General features: G+C 52.8%; 13 protein-coding genes and 1 pseudogene. 10 read left to right on the top strand and 4 right to left on the bottom strand.

Annotated elements, in window-relative coordinates:
* Nucleotides 1-6: 6 nt before the first annotated feature.
* The 3 genes and pseudogenes from C4F37_RS08530 to araC all read right to left on the bottom strand — a co-directional run bounded on the left by C4F37_RS08530 (nt 7) and on the right by araC (nt 2214).
* On the bottom strand, nt 7-855 hold the full coding sequence (locus tag C4F37_RS08530) for a hypothetical protein (protein WP_000044502.1): 849 nt from the start codon (nt 853-855) through the stop codon (nt 7-9).
* 127 nt (nt 856-982) lie between these two features.
* A pseudogene (locus C4F37_RS27765) lies at nt 983-1122 on the bottom strand (IS630 family transposase); the annotation flags it as partial.
* A 246-nt stretch (nt 1123-1368) separates the two neighbouring features.
* A complete protein-coding gene (araC, locus tag C4F37_RS08525; protein WP_001298645.1) occupies nt 1369-2214 on the bottom strand; it encodes an arabinose operon transcriptional regulator AraC in 846 nt (281 codons plus the stop codon).
* A gap of 338 nt (nt 2215-2552) precedes the next feature.
* Between araC and araB the strand changes: the two genes are divergently transcribed.
* From araB to rluA, 6 genes are all read left to right on the top strand, one after another.
* Nucleotides 2553-4253, top strand: coding sequence for a ribulokinase (gene araB, locus C4F37_RS08515; RefSeq protein WP_001540672.1), 1701 nt, complete (start codon nt 2553-2555; stop codon nt 4251-4253).
* Nucleotides 4254-4263: 10 nt separating this feature from the next.
* Nucleotides 4264-5766 (top strand): L-arabinose isomerase, encoded by a 1503-nt coding sequence (araA, locus tag C4F37_RS08510; protein ID WP_000151726.1) that lies wholly within the window; start codon nt 4264-4266, stop codon nt 5764-5766.
* 284 nt (nt 5767-6050) lie between these two features.
* Nucleotides 6051-6746, top strand: coding sequence for an L-ribulose-5-phosphate 4-epimerase (gene araD, locus C4F37_RS08505; protein WP_000888698.1), 696 nt, complete (start codon nt 6051-6053; stop codon nt 6744-6746).
* 74 nt (nt 6747-6820) lie between these two features.
* A complete protein-coding gene (gene polB / locus C4F37_RS08500) occupies nt 6821-9172 on the top strand; it encodes a DNA polymerase II (protein ID WP_001556757.1) in 2352 nt (783 codons plus the stop codon).
* 164 nt (nt 9173-9336) lie between these two features.
* Complete coding sequence (rapA, locus tag C4F37_RS08495) at nt 9337-12243, top strand: RNA polymerase-associated protein RapA (RefSeq protein ID WP_001117001.1); 2907 nt, start codon at nt 9337-9339, stop codon at nt 12241-12243.
* An 11-nt stretch (nt 12244-12254) separates the two neighbouring features.
* On the top strand, nt 12255-12914 hold the full coding sequence (gene rluA / locus C4F37_RS08490; RefSeq protein ID WP_000525176.1) for a bifunctional tRNA pseudouridine(32) synthase/23S rRNA pseudouridine(746) synthase RluA: 660 nt from the start codon (nt 12255-12257) through the stop codon (nt 12912-12914).
* A 117-nt stretch (nt 12915-13031) separates the two neighbouring features.
* Here rluA and djlA read toward each other — a convergent pair whose 3' ends face one another.
* The gene (gene djlA / locus C4F37_RS08485) at nt 13032-13847 is read right to left on the bottom strand and encodes a co-chaperone DjlA (protein ID WP_001200599.1); all 816 of its coding nucleotides are present in this window, start codon (nt 13845-13847) and stop codon (nt 13032-13034) included.
* 254 nt (nt 13848-14101) lie between these two features.
* Between djlA and lptD the strand changes: the two genes are divergently transcribed.
* The 4 genes from lptD to rsmA are packed head-to-tail and all read left to right on the top strand — an operon-like array spanning nt 14102 to nt 19602.
* Nucleotides 14102-16456 carry an LPS assembly protein LptD gene (gene lptD, locus C4F37_RS08480; RefSeq protein ID WP_001540666.1) on the top strand — a complete coding sequence of 785 codons (2355 nt, stop codon included), beginning with the start codon at nt 14102-14104 and terminating at the stop codon, nt 16454-16456.
* A 52-nt stretch (nt 16457-16508) separates the two neighbouring features.
* The gene (gene surA / locus C4F37_RS08475) at nt 16509-17795 is read left to right on the top strand and encodes a peptidylprolyl isomerase SurA (protein ID WP_000800457.1); all 1287 of its coding nucleotides are present in this window, start codon (nt 16509-16511) and stop codon (nt 17793-17795) included.
* Nucleotides 17795-18784, top strand: a complete 990-nt coding sequence (pdxA, locus tag C4F37_RS08470; RefSeq protein ID WP_000241225.1) for a 4-hydroxythreonine-4-phosphate dehydrogenase PdxA — start codon at nt 17795-17797, stop codon at nt 18782-18784. Before surA ends, pdxA begins: the two co-directional genes overlap by 1 nt.
* Nucleotides 18781-19602: a 16S rRNA (adenine(1518)-N(6)/adenine(1519)-N(6))-dimethyltransferase RsmA gene (gene rsmA, locus C4F37_RS08465; RefSeq protein ID WP_001065363.1), complete on the top strand. Its 822-nt coding sequence runs from the start codon at nt 18781-18783 to the stop codon at nt 19600-19602. Before pdxA ends, rsmA begins: the two co-directional genes overlap by 4 nt.
* Nucleotide 19603 lies beyond the last annotated feature (1 nt).

Raw genomic sequence — 19603 nt, 5'->3', positions numbered from 1 at the left:
CTCTACTCACGACCTGTGCGGATAATGAGGGTTTAAGAAAAGAAAAAGCGGTCTTTCAAAGGGAGATTCTGAAAACTTTATAGCTCCCGAACTTGATAATGAACTATACAACTCATGATTTATTCTGTTTTTATCTTTATAATAATTAGTAACAGGTCTATTATTATATTGATTATATAACAATGTTGAAAAAGACTCATCTAATGGCTTTATATAATTTAACCATTCTGGAAGCTTCTTTTTTATTAGTTGATTTTTTTTAAAAGGAGGATGGGTTGTAAATAAGAATGGCGTAAACTCAGTATTTTTAAAATTCCCTGGCGCTCCATATGTATCCCATATTTGTAAGGCTTTTGTGTAAGATAAAGGTTTTGCCAATAAAAGTGGATCGGGGCCTGTTCCAAATACACGATAAAAACCAATCAAGTCTGAGACTAAATCTTCTGCACTAAATCCGCTATCAGTATACCAGTTAAAAATAAATGAGTTTTGCCATGCTTCAAACCTCTTCGCAGTTCCATACATTAACGTTAAGGCAACTCTTGCTTTAAGAGTGGGTGAAAGACATGAACGAACCATAACCTTCGTATAAACACCGGTATGAAATGTAAGATCTACTCCTAATATTTTTTTCCGAATTCCCATTTCCTGATGATAATCAACAGGAAAATACCAATCATGAAATTCATCGTAATATGTTGAAAAATGTTCTTGCTCCAATTTTCTTTTTAATATTCTGGCATCTTGTCCCTGAGCATGCCCCAAATCGATCCAACCTAACTCTTCGGTATAAACTAATCCATACTTTTTCGTTGTTGCAAATATTCCATCAGTAATATCGTTACGTTTGCTCATCACAATCTCCCCTCAAAAAAAACGTATAGCAAATAATATCAATAAGGAAAAATATTATTTTTCAATATTTTTTTGTATACAATTCATTTTATGAATGAATTTACAAAGATAGCTGCGCCTGATGCCGCTACACTTTTGCCAGACCATGTTCTCCTCTGAAGGAGTAACTGGCGTTTTTCATAGAATGCCGTACTTTTTTCAACAACTGCCACATCGAACGGCATTTATGGTGGCGTGAAGTGCCTGCCATAACCGCTCAATGTGGTGTTCCTACGATGAACAAACCGCTTGATATATTCTCCTGATGCAACCGGACAATATGTTCATGATGGGTATCCCGATACATAAGCCTTCGTTTTATTTTTACAAAAAGAAATCGTTGTCGATATTTTATCAAGAAAAAAATAATTCAGGTAAAACGATTCAACTAAAAATAACTAAAATTAATCCCCCGTGAAATATATAAATAACGTCAGATGAAGAAAGCAAGGGGGTTCCCCCCCTTCTTTCTTATTATTCACAACCTGCCCTAAACTCGCTCGGACTCGCCCCGGTGCATTTTTTAAATACTCGCGAGAAATAGAGTTGATCATCAAAACCGACATTGCGACCGACGGTGGCGATAGGCATCCGGGTGGTGCTCAAAAGCAGCTTCGCCTGACTGATGCGCTGGTCCTCGCGCCAGCTTAATACGCTAATCCCTAACTGCTGGCGGAACAAATGCGACAGACGCGACGGCGACAGGCAGACATGCTGTGCGACGCTGGCGATATCAAAATTACTGTCTGCCAGGTGATCGCTGATGTACTGACAAGCCTCGCGTACCCGATTATCCATCGGCGGATGAAGCGACTCGTTAATCGCTTCCATGCGCCGCAGTAACAATTGCTCAAGCAGATTTATCGCCAGCAATTCCGAATAGCGCCCTTCCCCTTGTCCGGCATTAATGATTTGCCCAAACAGGTCGCTGAAATGCGGCTGGTGCGCTTCATCCGGGCGAAAGAAACCGGTATTGGCAAATATCGACGGCCAGTTAAGCCATTCATGCCAGTAGGCGCGCGGACGAAAGTAAACCCACTGGTGATACCATTCGTGAGCCTCCGAATGACGACCGTAGTGATGAATCTCTCCAGGCGGGAACAGCAAAATATCACCCGGTCGGCAGACAAATTCTCGTCCCTGATTTTTCACCACCCCCTGACCGCGAATGGTGAGATTGAGAATATAACCTTTCATTCCCAGCGGTCGGTCGATAAAAAAATCGAGATAACCGTTGGCCTCAATCGGCGTTAAACCCGCCACCAGATGGGCGTTAAACGAGTATCCCGGCAGCAGGGGATCATTTTGCGCTTCAGCCATACTTTTCATACTCCCGCCATTCAGAGAAGAAACCAATTGTCCATATTGCATCAGACATTGCCGTCACTGCGTCTTTTACTGGCTCTTCTCGCTAACCCAACCGGTAACCCCGCTTATTAAAAGCATTCTGTAACAAAGCGGGACCAAAGCCATGACAAAAACGCGTAACAAAAGTGTCTATAATCACGGCAGAAAAGTCCACATTGATTATTTGCACGGCGTCACACTTTGCTATGCCATAGCATTTTTATCCATAAGATTAGCGGATCCAGCCTGACGCTTTTTTTCGCAACTCTCTACTGTTTCTCCATACCCGTTTTTTTGGATGGAGTGAAACGATGGCGATTGCAATTGGCCTCGATTTTGGCAGTGATTCTGTGCGAGCTTTGGCGGTGGACTGCGCCACCGGTGAAGAGATCGCCACCAGCGTAGAGTGGTATCCCCGTTGGCAGAACGGGCAATTTTGTGATGCCCCGAATAACCAGTTCCGTCATCATCCGCGTGACTACATTGAGTCAATGGAAGCGGCGCTGAAAACTGTGCTTGCAGAGCTTAGCGTCGAACAGCACGCAGCTGTGGTCGGGATTGGCGTTGACACAACCGGCTCGACGCCCGCACCGATTGACGCCGACGGTAACGTGCTGGCGCTGCGCCCGGAGTTTGCCGAAAACCCGAACGCGATGTTCGTATTGTGGAAAGACCACACCGCGGTTGAAGAAGCGGAAGAGATAACCCGCTTATGTCACACGCCGGGCAACGTTGACTACTCCCGCTATATTGGCGGTATTTATTCCAGCGAATGGTTCTGGGCAAAAATCCTGCATGTGACTCGCCAGGACAGCGCCGTGGCGCAATCTGCCGCATCGTGGATTGAGCTGTGCGACTGGGTACCAGCTCTGCTTTCCGGTACCACCCGCCCGCAGGATATTCGTCGCGGACGTTGCAGCGCCGGACATAAGTCGCTATGGCATGAAAGCTGGGGCGGCCTGCCGCCAGCCAGTTTCTTTGACGAACTGGACCCGATCCTCAATCGCCATTTGCCTTCCCCGCTGTTCACTGATACCTGGACTGCCGATATTCCGGTGGGCACGTTATGTCCGGAATGGGCGCAGCGTCTCGGCCTGCCTGAAAGCGTGGTGATTTCCGGCGGCGCGTTTGACTGCCATATGGGCGCAGTTGGTGCAGGCGCACAGCCTAACGCACTGGTAAAAGTTATCGGTACTTCGACCTGCGACATTCTGATTGCCGACAAACAGAGCGTTGGCGAGCGGGCAGTGAAAGGTATTTGCGGTCAGGTTGATGGCAGCGTGGTGCCTGGATTTATCGGTCTGGAAGCAGGCCAATCGGCGTTTGGCGATATCTACGCCTGGTTCGGTCGCGTACTCGGCTGGCCGCTGGAACAGCTTGCCGCCCAGCATCCGGAACTGAAAGATCAAATCAACGCCAGCCAGAAACAACTGCTTCCGGCGCTGACCGAAGCATGGGCTAAAAACCCGTCTCTGGATCACCTGCCGGTAGTACTCGACTGGTTTAACGGTCGTCGCACGCCAAACGCTAACCAACGCCTGAAAGGGGTGATTACCGATCTGAACCTCGCTACCGACGCTCCGCTACTGTTCGGCGGTTTAATTGCCGCCACCGCCTTTGGCGCACGCGCAATTATGGAGTGCTTCACCGATCAGGGGATCGCCGTCAATAACGTGATGGCACTGGGCGGCATCGCGCGGAAAAACCAGGTCATTATGCAGGCCTGCTGCGACGTGCTGAATCGCCCGCTGCAAATTGTTGCCTCTGACCAGTGCTGTGCGCTCGGTGCGGCGATTTTCGCTGCCGTCGCCGCGAAAGTGCACGCAGACATCCCATCAGCCCAGCAAAAAATGGCCAGTGCGGTAGAGAAAACCCTGCAACCGTGCAGCGAACAGGCACAACGCTTTGAACAGCTTTATCGCCGCTATCAGCAATGGGCGATGAGCGCCGAAAAACACTATCTTCCAACTTCCGCCCCGGCACAGGCTGCCCAGGCCGTTCCGACTCTATAAGGACACGACAATGACGATTTTTGATAATTATGAAGTGTGGTTTGTAATTGGCAGCCAACATCTGTATGGCCCGGAAACCCTGCGTCAGGTCACCCAACATGCCGAGCACGTCGTTAATGCGCTGAATACGGAAGCGAAACTGCCCTGCAAACTGGTGCTGAAACCGCTGGGCACCACGCCGGATGAAATCACCGCTATTTGCCGTGACGCGAATTACGACGATCGTTGCGCTGGCCTGGTAGTGTGGCTGCACACTTTCTCCCCGGCCAAAATGTGGATCAACGGCCTGACTATGCTCAACAAACCGTTGCTGCAATTCCACACCCAGTTTAACGCGGCGCTGCCGTGGGACAGTATCGATATGGACTTTATGAACCTGAACCAGACTGCACATGGCGGTCGTGAGTTCGGCTTCATCGGCGCGCGTATGCGTCAGCAACATGCCGTGGTTACCGGTCACTGGCAGGATAAACAAGCACATGAGCGTATTGGCTCCTGGATGCGTCAGGCGGTCTCTAAACAGGATACCCGTCATCTGAAAGTCTGCCGTTTTGGCGATAACATGCGTGAAGTGGCGGTCACCGATGGTGATAAAGTTGCCGCACAGATCAAGTTCGGTTTCTCCGTCAATACCTGGGCGGTTGGCGATCTGGTGCAGGTGGTGAACTCCATCAGCGACGGCGATGTTAACGCGCTGGTCGATGAGTACGAAAGCTGCTACACCATGACGCCTGCCACACAAATCCACGGCGAAAAACGCCAGAACGTGCTGGAAGCGGCGCGTATTGAGCTGGGGATGAAGCGCTTCCTGGAACAAGGTGGCTTCCACGCGTTCACCACCACCTTTGAAGATTTGCACGGTCTGAAACAGCTTCCTGGTCTGGCCGTACAGCGTCTGATGCAGCAGGGTTACGGCTTTGCGGGCGAAGGCGACTGGAAAACTGCCGCCCTGCTTCGCATCATGAAGGTGATGTCAACCGGTCTGCAGGGCGGCACCTCCTTTATGGAGGACTACACCTATCACTTCGAGAAAGGCAATGACCTGGTGCTCGGCTCCCATATGCTGGAAGTCTGCCCGTCGATCGCCGCAGAAGAGAAACCGATCCTCGACGTTCAGCATCTCGGTATTGGTGGTAAGGACGATCCTGCCCGCCTGATTTTCAATACCCAAACCGGCCCAGCGATTGTCGCCAGCTTGATTGATCTCGGCGATCGTTACCGTCTACTGGTTAACTGCATCGACACGGTGAAAACACCGCACTCCCTGCCGAAACTGCCGGTGGCGAATGCGCTGTGGAAAGCGCAACCGGATCTGCCAACTGCTTCCGAAGCGTGGATCCTCGCTGGTGGCGCGCACCATACCGTTTTCAGCCATGCGCTGAACCTCAACGATATGCGCCAGTTCGCCGAGATGCACGACATTGAAATCACGGTGATTGATAACGACACCCGCCTGCCAGCGTTTAAAGACGCGCTGCGCTGGAACGAAGTGTATTACGGATTTCGTCGCTAAGTAGCCGAATCAGGTATGTAACGCCTGATGCGACGCTGACGCGTCTTATCAGGCCTACACGCTGCGATTTTGTAGGCCGGATAAGCAAAGCGCATCCGGCATTCACCGCCTGATGCGGCGCTGGCGCGTCTTATCAGGCCTACGCGTTCCGGATTTGTAGGCCGGATAAGCAAAGCGCATCCGGCATTCACCGCCTGATGCGACGCCGACGCGTCTTATCAGGCCTACACGCTGCGATTTTGTAGGCCGGATAAGCAAAGCGCATCCGGCACGAAGGAGTCAACATGTTAGAAGATCTCAAACGCCAGGTATTAGAAGCCAACCTGGCGCTGCCAAAACACAACCTGGTCACGCTCACCTGGGGCAATGTCAGCGCCGTTGATCGCGGGCGCGGCGTCCTGGTGATCAAACCTTCCGGCGTCGACTACAGCATCATGACCGCCGACGATATGGTCGTGGTTAGCATCGAAACCGGTGAAGTGGTTGAAGGAACGAAAAAGCCCTCCTCCGACACGCCAACTCACCGGCTGCTCTATCAGGCATTCCCGTCCATTGGCGGCATTGTGCACACACACTCGCGCCACGCCACCATCTGGGCGCAGGCGGGTCAGTCGATTCCAGCAACCGGTACCACCCACGCCGACTATTTCTACGGCACCATTCCCTGCACCCGCAAAATGACCGACGCAGAAATCAACGGTGAATATGAGTGGGAAACCGGTAACGTCATCGTAGAAACCTTCGAAAAACAGGGTATCGATGCGGCGCAAATGCCCGGCGTCCTGGTCCATTCTCACGGCCCATTTGCATGGGGCAAAAATGCCGAAGATGCAGTGCATAACGCCATCGTGCTGGAAGAGGTCGCTTATATGGGGATATTCTGCCGTCAGTTAGCGCCGCAGTTACCGGATATGCAGCAAACGCTGCTGGATAAACACTATCTGCGTAAGCATGGTGCGAAGGCATATTACGGGCAGTAATGACTGTATAAAACCACAGCCAATCAAACGAAACCAGGCTATAATCAAGCCTGGTTTTTTATTGGATTTTCAGCGTGGCGCAGGCAGGTTTTATCTTAACCCGACACTGGCGGGACACCCCACAAGGTACAGAAGTCTCCTTCTGGCTGGCGACGGACAGCGGGCCGTTGCAGGTTACGCTTGCACCGCAAGAGTCCGTGGCGTTTATTCCCGCCGATCAGGTTCCCCGCGCCCAGCATATTTTGCAGGGTGAGCAAGGCTTTTGCCTGACGCCGCTGGCGTTAAAGGATTTTCATCGCCAGCCGGTGTATGGCCTTTACTGTCGCGCCCATCGCCAGTTGATGAATTACGAAAAGCGCCTGCGTGAAGGTGGCGTTACCGTCTACGAGGCCGATGTGCGCCCGCCAGAACGCTATCTGATGGAGCGGTTTATCACCTCGCCAGTGTGGGTCGAGGGTGATATGCGCAACGGCGCTATCGTTAATGCCCGTCTGAAACCGCATCCCGACTATCGTCCGCCGCTCAAGTGGGTTTCTATTGATATTGAAACCACCCGCCACGGTGAGCTGTACTGCATCGGCCTGGAAGGTTGCGGGCAGCGTATCGTTTATATGCTGGGGCCAGAGAATGGCGACGCCTCCGCGCTCGATTTTGAACTGGAATACGTCGCCAGCCGCCCGCTGCTACTGGAAAAACTTAACGCCTGGTTTGCGACTCATGATCCTGATGTGATCATCGGTTGGAACGTGGTGCAGTTCGATCTGCGAATGCTGCAAAAACATGCCGAGCGTTACCGTATTCCGCTGCGTCTGGGGCGTGATAACAGCGAGCTGGAGTGGCGCGAGCACGGCTTGAAAAACGGCGTCTTTTTTGCTCAGGCCAAAGGGCGACTGATTATCGACGGTATCGAGGCGCTGAAATCCGCGTTCTGGAATTTCTCTTCATTCTCGCTGGAAACCGTCGCTCAGGAGTTATTAGGCGAAGGAAAATCTATCGATAACCCGTGGGATCGAATGGACGAAATTGACCGCCGTTTCGCCGAAGATAAGCCTGCGCTGGCAACTTATAACCTGAAAGATTGCGAGCTGGTGACGCAGATCTTCCACAAAACTGAAATCATGCCGTTTTTGCTCGAACGGGCGACGGTGAACGGCCTGCCGGTAGATCGACACGGCGGTTCGGTGGCAGCGTTTGGTCATCTCTATTTTCCCCGTATGCATCGCGCTGGTTATGTCGCGCCTAATCTCGGCGAAGTGCCGCCGCACGCCAGCCCTGGCGGCTACGTGATGGATTCGCGACCTGGGCTTTATGATTCGGTGCTGGTGCTGGACTACAAAAGCCTGTACCCGTCGATCATCCGCACCTTTCTGATTGATCCCGTCGGGCTGGTGGAAGGCATGGCGCAGCCTGATCCAGAGCACAGTACCGAAGGTTTTCTCGATGCCTGGTTCTCACGGGAGAAACATTGCCTGCCGGAGATTGTGACTAACATCTGGCACGGACGCGATGAAGCCAAACGTCAGGGTAATAAGCCGCTTTCGCAGGCGCTGAAGATCATTATGAATGCCTTTTATGGTGTGCTCGGCACCACCGCCTGCCGTTTCTTCGATCCACGCCTGGCATCGTCGATCACCATGCGTGGCCATCAGATCATGCGGCAAACCAAAGCGTTGATTGAAGCGCAGGGCTACGACGTGATCTACGGCGATACCGACTCAACGTTTGTCTGGCTGAAAGGTGCACATTCAGAAGAAGAAGCGGCGAAAATCGGTCGTGCACTGGTGCAGCACGTTAACGCCTGGTGGGCAGAAACGCTGCAAAAACAACGGCTGACCAGCGCACTGGAACTGGAGTATGAAACCCATTTCTGCCGTTTTCTGATGCCAACCATTCGCGGAGCCGATACCGGTAGTAAAAAGCGTTATGCCGGGCTGATTCAGGAGGGCGATAAACAGCGGATGGTGTTTAAAGGGCTGGAAACCGTGCGCACCGACTGGACGCCGCTGGCCCAGCAGTTTCAGCAGGAGCTTTACCTGCGTATCTTCCGTAACGAGCCATATCAGGAATACGTCCGCGAAACCATCGACAAACTGATGGCGGGTGAACTGGATGCGCGGCTGGTTTATCGTAAACGCCTTCGCCGTCCGCTGAGCGAGTATCAGCGTAATGTGCCGCCTCATGTACGCGCCGCTCGCCTTGCCGATGAAGAAAACCATAAGCGCGGTCGCCCCTTGCAATATCAGAACCGCGGCACCATTAAGTACGTATGGACCACCAACGGCCCGGAGCCGCTGGACTACCAACGTTCACCACTGGATTACGAACACTATCTGACCCGCCAGCTACAACCCGTGGCGGAGGGAATACTCCCTTTTATTGAGGATAATTTTGCTACACTTATGACCGGGCAACTTGGGCTATTTTGAGCAAAAAAAAGAGTTCGCCAGATACCATTTTGATGCGTGACGAATGCTTTGCCATCCAGTACCATAGCGCCCTTTCCATTCCTGGACCTGAATAACACCACTACCTCATAAGCACGGTAGCGGGTGGTTATTGCCTGCAATTAAAGATATAGAGCCGAACACATATGCCTTTTACACTTGGTCAACGCTGGATCAGCGATACAGAAAGCGAATTGGGACTTGGAACCGTTGTCGCGGTGGATGCGCGAACTGTCACTTTACTTTTCCCATCTACTGGTGAAAACCGTCTGTACGCACGCAGTGATTCCCCCGTGACCCGCGTGATGTTCAACCCTGGTGATACCATTACCAGCCATGACGGCTGGCAGATGCAAGTCGAAGAAGTAAAAGAAGAAAATGGCTTGCTGACCTATATCGGTACTCGCCTTGATACTGAAGAGTCCGGCGTGGCCCTGCGTGAAGTTTTCCTTGATAGCAAACTGGTGTTCAGCAAACCGCAGGACCGTCTGTTTGCCGGGCAGATTGACCGTATGGACCGCTTTGCGCTGCGTTATCGCGCGCGTAAGTATTCCAGCGAACAGTTCCGTATGCCGTACAGCGGCCTGCGCGGTCAGCGTACCAGCCTGATCCCGCACCAGCTCAACATCGCTCATGATGTTGGTCGCCGCCACGCGCCGCGCGTCCTGTTGGCTGACGAAGTGGGTTTAGGGAAAACCATTGAAGCCGGGATGATCCTGCATCAGCAACTGCTCTCTGGCGCTGCTGAACGTGTGCTGATTATCGTCCCGGAAACCTTACAGCATCAGTGGCTGGTAGAAATGCTGCGCCGTTTCAACCTGCGCTTTGCTCTGTTTGATGATGAGCGTTATGCCGAAGCTCAGCACGATGCTTACAACCCGTTCGATACCGAGCAGCTGGTGATTTGCTCGCTGGATTTTGCCCGTCGTAGCAAACAGCGTCTGGAACATCTCTGTGAAGCCGAGTGGGATCTACTGGTGGTCGATGAAGCGCATCACCTGGTGTGGAGCGAAGATGCGCCGAGCCGTGAATATCAGGCCATTGAACAACTGGCAGAGCACGTGCCGGGCGTTCTGCTGCTGACCGCAACCCCGGAACAGCTGGGGATGGAAAGCCACTTCGCCCGTCTGCGTCTGCTGGACCCGAACCGTTTCCACGACTTTGCGCAATTCGTTGAAGAGCAGAAAAATTATCGTCCGGTTGCGGACGCCGTTGCCATGCTGCTGGCAGGTAACAAACTGAGCAATGACGAACTGAACATGCTCGGTGAGATGATCGGCGAGCAGGATATCGAGCCGCTGTTGCAAGCAGCAAACAGCGACAGCGAAGATGCCCAGAGCGCCCGTCAGGAACTGGTTTCGATGCTGATGGATCGCCACGGTACCAGCCGCGTGCTGTTCCGTAACACCCGTAACGGTGTGAAAGGCTTCCCGAAACGCGAGCTGCACACTATTAAGCTGCCACTGCCGACGCAGTATCAGACCGCTATTAAAGTCTCCGGCATTATGGGCGCACGTAAAAGTGCGGAAGATCGCGCTCGCGATATGCTCTATCCGGAGCGTATTTATCAGGAATTTGAAGGCGATAACGCCACCTGGTGGAACTTCGATCCGCGCGTTGAGTGGCTGATGGGCTACCTGACCAGCCATCGCTCTCAGAAAGTGCTGGTGATCTGCGCCAAAGCTGCCACTGCGCTGCAACTGGAGCAAGTACTGCGCGAACGTGAAGGTATTCGCGCCGCGGTGTTCCACGAAGGCATGTCGATAATCGAACGTGACCGCGCTGCCGCCTGGTTTGCTGAAGAAGACACCGGTGCGCAGGTACTGCTGTGCTCGGAAATCGGTTCTGAAGGACGTAACTTCCAGTTCGCCAGCCACATGGTGATGTTTGACCTGCCATTCAACCCGGATCTGCTGGAGCAGCGTATTGGGCGTCTGGATCGTATCGGTCAGGCGCACGATATTCAGATCCATGTGCCTTATCTGGAAAAAACGGCTCAGTCGGTGCTGGTGCGCTGGTATCACGAAGGTCTGGATGCATTCGAGCACACCTGCCCGACCGGACGCACTATCTACGATAGCGTGTACAACGATTTGATTAACTATCTGGCCTCGCCGGATGAGACCGAAGGCTTTGACGATCTGATCAAAAACTGCCGCGAGCAACATGAAGCGCTGAAAGCACAGCTGGAACAAGGTCGTGACCGCCTGCTGGAAATCCATTCCAACGGTGGCGAAAAAGCCCAGGCACTGGCAGAAAGCATTGAAGAGCAGGATGACGATACCAACCTGATCGCCTTCGCCATGAACCTGTTCGATATTATCGGTATCAATCAGGACGATCGCGGCGACAACATGATCGTGCTGACGCCGTCCGATCATATGCTGGTGCCGGACTTCCCTGGCCTGTCGGAAGATGGCATCACCATCACCTTCGACCGTGAAGTGGCGCTGGCGCGTGAAGATGCACAGTTTATTACCTGGGAGCATCCGCTGATCCGCAACGGTCTGGATCTGATCCTTTCTGGCGATACCGGTAGCAGCACGATTTCACTGTTGAAAAACAAAGCGTTGCCGGTAGGTACGCTGTTGGTGGAACTGATTTATGTGGTTGAAGCCCAGGCTCCGAAGCAGTTGCAGCTCAACCGCTTCCTGCCACCGACGCCGGTACGTATGCTGCTGGATAAAAACGGCAACAACCTGGCGGCGCAGGTAGAGTTTGAAACCTTTAACCGCCAGCTTAACGCGGTTAACCGTCACACCGGCAGCAAGCTGGTTAACGCGGTGCAGCAGGATGTTCACGCTATCCTTCAGCTGGGGGAAGCGCAGATCGAGAAATCTGCCCGTGCACTGATTGATGCAGCGCGTAACGAAGCCGACGAAAAACTGTCTGCCGAGCTGTCTCGTCTGGAAGCGCTGCGTGCAGTTAACCCGAACATTCGTGACGACGAACTGACCGCCATTGAGAGCAACCGTCAGCAGGTAATGGAAAGCCTGGATCAGGCAGGCTGGCGTCTGGATGCCCTGCGTTTGATCGTTGTAACGCATCAGTAACGGAGCCGAAAATGGGGATGGAAAACTACAATCCACCGCAGGAACCCTGGTTGGTTATCCTGTATCAGGATGACCATATTATGGTGGTCAACAAGCCGAGCGGTTTGTTGTCTGTGCCGGGTCGTCTGGAAGAGCACAAAGACAGCGTGATGACGCGCATTCAGCGTGATTATCCGCAGGCAGAATCGGTGCATCGTCTGGATATGGCTACCAGCGGCGTGATTGTAGTGGCGCTGACCAAAGCCGCGGAGCGGGAGTTAAAACGCCAGTTCCGCGAGCGCGAGCCGAAAAAACAGTATGTGGCCCGCGTCTGGGGGCATCCATCCCCTGCGGAAGGTCTGGTGGATCTGCCGCTGATTTGCGACTGGCCAAACCGCCCGAAACAGAAAGTCTGTTACGAAACAGGTAAACCTGCGCAGACGGAGTATGAAGTGGTGGAATATGCGGCGGATAACACGGCAAGAGTGGTGTTAAAACCGATTACCGGGCGTTCGCATCAGCTGCGTGTGCATATGCTGGCGCTGGGTCATCCGATTCTCGGCGATCGTTTTTATGCATCACCAGAAGCGAGAGCAATGGCACCGCGTTTGTTGCTACATGCAGAGATGCTGACGATTACCCATCCGGCGTATGGTAATAGTATGACATTTAAAGCACCAGCGGATTTTTAATAGTCACGCTGGCGAAGTTCGGTAGGCCGGAGAAGGCGTTCACGCCGCATCCGGCAATTTTGCGCCGATTGCCTGATGCGACGCGGGCCGCGTCTTATCAGGCCTACACGTTGAAACTTATTTAAACCCTTTCTGCTGCTTTATCAGCTCATAGGCCTGCTGAATTTCCTGCGCTTTCTGCTTCGCCATCTCCATCATCTCTGGCGGCAAACCTTTCGCCACCAACTTATCGGGATGGTGTTCACTCATCAGCTTACGGTAGGCACGTTTGATGGTGGTCGCATCATCCGTCGGCTTCACGCCCAGCACATTACAGGCATCTTCCAGCGTCGGGCCACGCTGCGCTTGCTGCCAGTTACCACCGCCAGATTGCTGCTGATAACCGCCGCCAAACTGTGCACCGCCCTGCATCATGCGCAAAAACTGGTCAAACTGAGCGCGGGAGATCCCTAATTCTTCAGCAATGACATACAGCACCGCCCGTTCATTCGGGTGCAGTGAACCATCAGCAAACGCCGCCTGAATCTGGATCTCCAGAAACATACGAATTAAGTCAAAACGACCAAAGCAGACACTGCGAAACTGGCGCATCTTTTCGCGCAGCGGGTAATTGTCTGATTTTCCCACCCGGAACGCATTTTGCGCCGCAGTACGGGAAGCGCCATGAAGGTTCATTCGGTCCATCAACTGGCTGGCGATATGAATATCAGCTTCCGTGACGCGACCTTTGGATTTGGTTAAATGCCCCATCACTTCAAAAGTGGTGGCAAAAAACAGCGCCTGACGCTCACGCTGGTTGGCGAACCACGCCATTTTACGGCTACGGGCTTTATCAAACATATGGCCAATTAACAGGCCCAATACTACGCCCCAAAAGCCGCCGCCCATTATTAAGGCCACGGTCACGCCAATGATTTTTCCCCAATACTGCATATATTCCCCAAATCGACACACGGATATCAGGGCTATCTCCCACAATATAAAGGCGCTTTTACCCATTTCTGGCTGCGGTCTATTGTGAGACATCGCCTATAATTTGCATTATCATACCTGTCATTCAATGCCGTGCCTAACACCACAGACGCTATTCGGACAGGATTAACACTAGCGTAGAGATGACGAGTACGTTAGTCTCTGACCGTTTGTCACGCGCAACGTTACCGATGATGGAACAATAAAATCAACGTATGAAAAAACGTATCCCCACTCTCCTGGCCACCATGATTGCCACCGCCCTTTATAGTCAACAGGGACTGGCAGCCGACCTCGCCTCACAGTGCATGTTGGGCGTGCCAAGCTATGACCGTCCTCTGGTACAGGGCGATACCAATGACTTACCCGTGACTATCAATGCTGACCACGCGAAAGGGGACTACCCGGATGACGCCGTGTTTACTGGCAGCGTGGATATCATGCAGGGTAACAGCCGTCTGCAGGCCGACGAAGTGCAGCTCCATCAAAAAGAGGCACCAGGACAACCGGAGCCGGTACGTACCGTTGATGCGCTCGGTAATGTCCATTACGACGATAACCAGGTGATCCTCAAAGGGCCGAAAGGCTGGGCGAATCTGAACACCAAAGATACCAACGTCTGGGAGGGTGATTACCAGATGGTGGGTCGCCAGGGCCGCGGTAAAGCGGACCTGATGAAACAACGTGGCGAAAACCGCTATACCATTCTGGATAACGGTAGCTTTACCTCCTGTCTGCCGGGTTCTGACACCTGGAGCGTGGTAGGTAGCGAAATTATTCATGACCGCGAAGAACAAGTTGCGGAGATCTGGAACGCCCGCTTTAAGGTGGGTCCGGTACCGATCTTTTATAGCCCCTATTTGCAGTTGCCGGTGGGTGACAAACGTCGCTCTGGTTTCTTGATCCCGAACGCCAAGTACACCACCACCAACTACTTTGAGTTCTACCTGCCATATTACTGGAACATCGCGCCAAATATGGATGCCACCATCACGCCGCATTATATGCATCGTCGTGGCAATATCATGTGGGAGAACGAATTCCGCTACCTCTCCCAGGCGGGCGCTGGCTTGATGGAACTGGACTATCTGCCTTCAGATAAAGTCTATAAAGATGAACACCCGAACGATGACAGTTCACGTCGTTGGTTATTCTACTGGAACCACTCCGGGGTCATGGATCAGGTGTGGCGTTTCAACGTCGACTACACCAAGGTCAGCGATCCTAGCTACTTCAATGATTTCGATAACAAGTACGGTTCCAGTACCGACGGCTACGCAACGCAAAAATTCAGCGTTGGCTATGCGGTGCAAAACTTCAATGCCACCGTTTCAACCAAGCAGTTCCAGGTCTTCAGCGAGCAGAACACCAGTAGCTACTCGGCAGAACCGCAGTTAGACGTTAACTACTATCAAAACGATGTCGGTCCTTTCGATACGCGAATTTACGGCCAGGCGGTGCACTTTGTTAACACCAGAGATGACATGCCAGAGGCGACTCGTGTTCACCTGGAACCGACCATCAATCTGCCGCTCTCTAATAACTGGGGCAGCATCAATACTGAAGCGAAGTTGCTGGCAACCCATTATCAGCAAACCAATCTTGACTGGTATAACTCCAGAAACACGACCAGGCTGGCAGAGTCCGCTAACCGTGTAATGCCGCAGTTCAAGGTAGACGGTAGAATGGTCTTCGAGCGTGATATGGAAATGCTGGCGCCGGGCTATACCCAGACACTGGAACCACGCGCGCAGTATCTGTATGTGCCATATCGCGATCAGAGCAAAATCTATAACTACGACTCGTCGCTGCTGCAATCTGACTACTCCGGCCTGTTCCGGGACCGGACTTACGGCGGTCTTGACCGTATTGCCTCCGCTAACCAGGTGACGACCGGTGTCACATCTCGCATATATGATGATGCTGCCGTTGAACGTTTTAATATTTCCGTTGGTCAAATCTACTATTTCACGGAGTCTCGCACTGGCGATGACAACATAACATGGGAGAATGACGACAAAACGGGCTCACTGGTATGGGCAGGCGATACTTACTGGCGCATCTCTGATCGTTGGGGATTGCGTGGCGGGATTCAGTACGATACACGTCTGGATAACGTAGCGGCCAGTAACTCCAGCATTGAATACCGTCGGGATGAAGACCGTCTGGTACAGCTGAATTACCGTTACGCCAGCCCGGAATATATTCAGGCAACGCTGCCTAAGTACTATTCCACTGCTGAGCAATATAAGAATGGTATTTCGCAGGTAGGTGCCGTCGCCAGCTGGCCAATTGCCGATCGTTGGTCCATTGTTGGGGCCTACTACTACGACACCAATGCGAACAAGCAAGCCGACTCTATGTTAGGTGTGCAATACAGCTCCTGCTGCTATGCGATTCGCGTCGGTTACGAGCGGAAGCTGAACGGTTGGGATAACGATAAACAACATGCGGTATATGACAACGCAATCGGCTTTAACATCGAACTTCGCGGCCTGAGCTCCAACTACGGTCTGGGTACGCAAGAGATGCTGCGTTCGAACATTCTGCCGTATCAAAACACTTTGTGATTTGTTGATTTACCACGTAATCCGCAGTGCGGTTAATTGAAATGGAAAAAGTATGAAGAACTGGAAAACGCTGCTTCTCGGTATCGCCATGATCGCGAATACCAGTTTCGCTGCCCCCCAGGTAGTCGATAAAGTCGCAGCCGTCGTCAATAACGGCGTCGTGCTGGAAAGCGACGTTGATGGATTAATGCAGTCGGTAAAACTGAACGCTGCTCAGGCAAGGCAGCAACTTCCTGATGACGCGACGCTGCGCCACCAAATCATGGAACGTTTGATCATGGATCAAATCATCCTGCAGATGGGGCAGAAAATGGGAGTGAAAATCTCCGATGAGCAGCTGGATCAGGCGATTGCTAACATCGCGAAACAGAACAACATGACGCTGGATCAGATGCGCAGCCGTCTGGCTTACGATGGTCTGAACTACAACACCTATCGTAACCAGATCCGCAAAGAGATGATTATCTCTGAAGTGCGTAACAACGAGGTGCGTCGTCGCATCACCATCCTGCCGCAGGAAGTCGAATCCCTGGCGCAGCAAGTGGGTAACCAAAACGACGCCAGCACTGAGCTGAACCTGAGCCACATCCTGATCCCACTGCCGGAAAACCCGACCTCTGATCAGGTGAACGAAGCGGAAAGCCAGGCGCGCGCGATTGTCGATCAGGCGCGTAACGGCGCTGATTTCGGTAAGCTGGCGATTGCTCATTCTGCCGACCAGCAGGCGCTGAACGGCGGACAGATGGGCTGGGGCCGTATTCAGGAGTTGCCGGGGATCTTCGCCCAGGCATTAAGCACCGCGAAGAAAGGCGACATTGTTGGCCCGATTCGTTCCGGCGTTGGCTTCCATATTCTGAAAGTTAACGACCTGCGCGGCGAAAGCAAAAATATCTCGGTGACCGAAGTTCATGCTCGCCATATTCTGCTGAAACCGTCGCCGATCATGACTGACGAACAGGCCCGCGTGAAACTGGAACAGATTGCTGCCGATATCAAGAGTGGTAAAACGACTTTTGCTGCCGCAGCGAAAGAGTTCTCTCAGGATCCAGGCTCTGCTAACCAGGGCGGTGATCTCGGCTGGGCTACACCAGATATTTTCGATCCGGCCTTCCGTGACGCCCTGACCCGCCTGAACAAAGGTCAAATGAGTGCACCGGTTCACTCTTCATTCGGCTGGCATTTAATCGAACTGCTGGATACCCGTAATGTCGATAAAACCGACGCGGCACAGAAAGATCGTGCATACCGCATGCTGATGAACCGTAAGTTCTCGGAAGAAGCAGCAAGCTGGATGCAGGAACAACGTGCCAGCGCCTACGTTAAAATCCTGAGCAACTAATGGTTAAAACCCAACGTGTTGTGATCACTCCCGGCGAGCCCGCCGGGATTGGCCCGGACTTAATTGTCCAGCTTGCACAGCGTGAGTGGCCAGTCGAACTGGTTGTTTGTGCCGATGCCACTCTCCTTACCGACCGGGCAGCGATGCTCGGTTTGCCGCTCACCCTCCGTCCTTATTCCCCCAACTCCCCTGCACAACCGCAAACTGCGGGCACATTAACGCTACTTCCTGTCGCGCTACGTGAATCTGTCACTGCGGGGCAGTTAGCGGTTGAAAATGGGCATTATGTGGTGGAAACGCTGGCGCGAGCGTGTGATGGCTGTCTGAACGGTGAATTTGCTGCGCTGATCACAGGCCCCGTGCATAAAGGCGTCATTAACGACGCAGGCATTCCGTTTACCGGTCATACCGAGTTTTTCGAAGAGCGTTCGCAGGCGAAAAAAGTGGTGATGATGCTGGCAACCGAAGAACTTCGCGTGGCGCTGGCAACGACGCATTTACCGCTGCGCGATATCGCAGATGCTATCACCCCTGCGCTTTTGCACGAAGTGATTGCTATTTTGCATCACGATTTGCGCACCAAATTTGGTATTGCCGAACCGCGCATTCTGGTCTGCGGGCTGAATCCACACGCGGGCGAAGGCGGTCATATGGGTACGGAAGAGATAGACACCATTATTCCGGTGCTCGACAAGCTGCGGGCGCAGGGGATGAAACTCAACGGGCCGCTGCCTGCCGATACCCTGTTTCAGCCGAAATATCTTGATAACGCCGACGCGGTGCTGGCGATGTACCACGATCAGGGTCTTCCCGTGCTAAAATACCAGGGCTTCGGGCGCGGTGTGAACATTACGCTGGGCCTGCCCTTTATTCGCACATCAGTGGACCACGGTACCGCGCTTGAACTGGCGGGACGTGGTAAAGCCGATGTCGGCAGTTTTATTACGGCGCTTAATCTCGCCATCAAAATGATTGTTAACACCCAATGAATAATCGAGTCCACCAGGGCCACTTAGCCCGTAAACGCTTCGGGCAAAACTTTCTCAACGATCAGTTCGTGATCGACAGCATTGTTTCTGCCATTAACCCGCAGAAGGGCCAGGCGATGGTCGAAATCGGTCCCGGTCTGGCGGCATTGACCGAACCGGTCGGCGAACGTCTGGACCAGCTGACGGTCATCGAACTTGACCGCGATCTGGCGGCACGTCTGCAAACGCATCCATTCTTAGGCCCGAAACTGACGATTTATCAGCAGGATGCGATGACCTTTAACTTTGGCGAACTGGCCGCGAAAATGGGCCAGCCGCTGCGTGTTTTCGGCAACCTGCCTTATAACATCTCCACGCCGTTGATGTTCCATCTGTTTAGCTATACTGATGCCATTGCCGACATGCACTTTATGTTGCAAAAAGAAGTGGTGAATCGTCTGGTTGCAGGACCGAACAGCAAGGCGTATGGTCGATTAAGCGTCATGGCGCAATACTATTGCAACGTGATCCCGGTGCTGGAAGTACCGCCGTCAGCCTTTACACCACCACCCAAAGTGGATTCCGCCGTCGTGCGCCTGGTTCCTCATGCAACGATGCCTCACCCGGTTAAAGATGTTCGCGTGTTGAGCCGCATCACCACCGAAGCCTTTAACCAGCGTCGTAAAACCATTCGTAACAGCCTCGGCAACCTGTTTAGCGTCGAGGTGTTAACGGGAATGGGGATCGACCCGGCGATGCGAGCGGAAAATATCTCTGTCGCGCAATATTGCCAGATGGCGAACTATCTGGCGGAGAACGCGCCTTTGCAGGAGAGTTAAC

Origin of the sequence: Escherichia sp. R1, from assembly GCF_003000935.1 — a bacterium.
Classification (GTDB): Bacteria; Pseudomonadota; Gammaproteobacteria; order Enterobacterales; family Enterobacteriaceae; genus Escherichia; species Escherichia coli.
This window is presented reverse-complemented; position numbering and strand designations above follow the sequence as displayed.

What these genes read in the sequence shown, in the direction of transcription:
- rsmA (WP_001065363.1), top strand. Translation starts at nt 18,781, where the DNA reads ATGAATAATCGAGTCCACCAGGGCCACTTAGCCCGTAAACGCTTCGGG.
- araC (WP_001298645.1), bottom strand. Translation starts at nt 2,214, where the DNA reads ATGGCTGAAGCGCAAAATGATCCCCTGCTGCCGGGATACTCGTTTAAC.
- araD (WP_000888698.1), top strand. Translation starts at nt 6,051, where the DNA reads ATGTTAGAAGATCTCAAACGCCAGGTATTAGAAGCCAACCTGGCGCTG.
- araB (WP_001540672.1), top strand. Translation starts at nt 2,553, where the DNA reads ATGGCGATTGCAATTGGCCTCGATTTTGGCAGTGATTCTGTGCGAGCT.
- lptD (WP_001540666.1), top strand. Translation starts at nt 14,102, where the DNA reads ATGAAAAAACGTATCCCCACTCTCCTGGCCACCATGATTGCCACCGCC.
- araA (WP_000151726.1), top strand. Translation starts at nt 4,264, where the DNA reads ATGACGATTTTTGATAATTATGAAGTGTGGTTTGTAATTGGCAGCCAA.
- rapA (WP_001117001.1), top strand. Translation starts at nt 9,337, where the DNA reads ATGCCTTTTACACTTGGTCAACGCTGGATCAGCGATACAGAAAGCGAA.
- djlA (WP_001200599.1), bottom strand. Translation starts at nt 13,847, where the DNA reads ATGCAGTATTGGGGAAAAATCATTGGCGTGACCGTGGCCTTAATAATG.
- pdxA (WP_000241225.1), top strand. Translation starts at nt 17,795, where the DNA reads ATGGTTAAAACCCAACGTGTTGTGATCACTCCCGGCGAGCCCGCCGGG.
- surA (WP_000800457.1), top strand. Translation starts at nt 16,509, where the DNA reads ATGAAGAACTGGAAAACGCTGCTTCTCGGTATCGCCATGATCGCGAAT.
- C4F37_RS08530 (WP_000044502.1), bottom strand. Translation starts at nt 855, where the DNA reads ATGAGCAAACGTAACGATATTACTGATGGAATATTTGCAACAACGAAA.
- rluA (WP_000525176.1), top strand. Translation starts at nt 12,255, where the DNA reads ATGGGGATGGAAAACTACAATCCACCGCAGGAACCCTGGTTGGTTATC.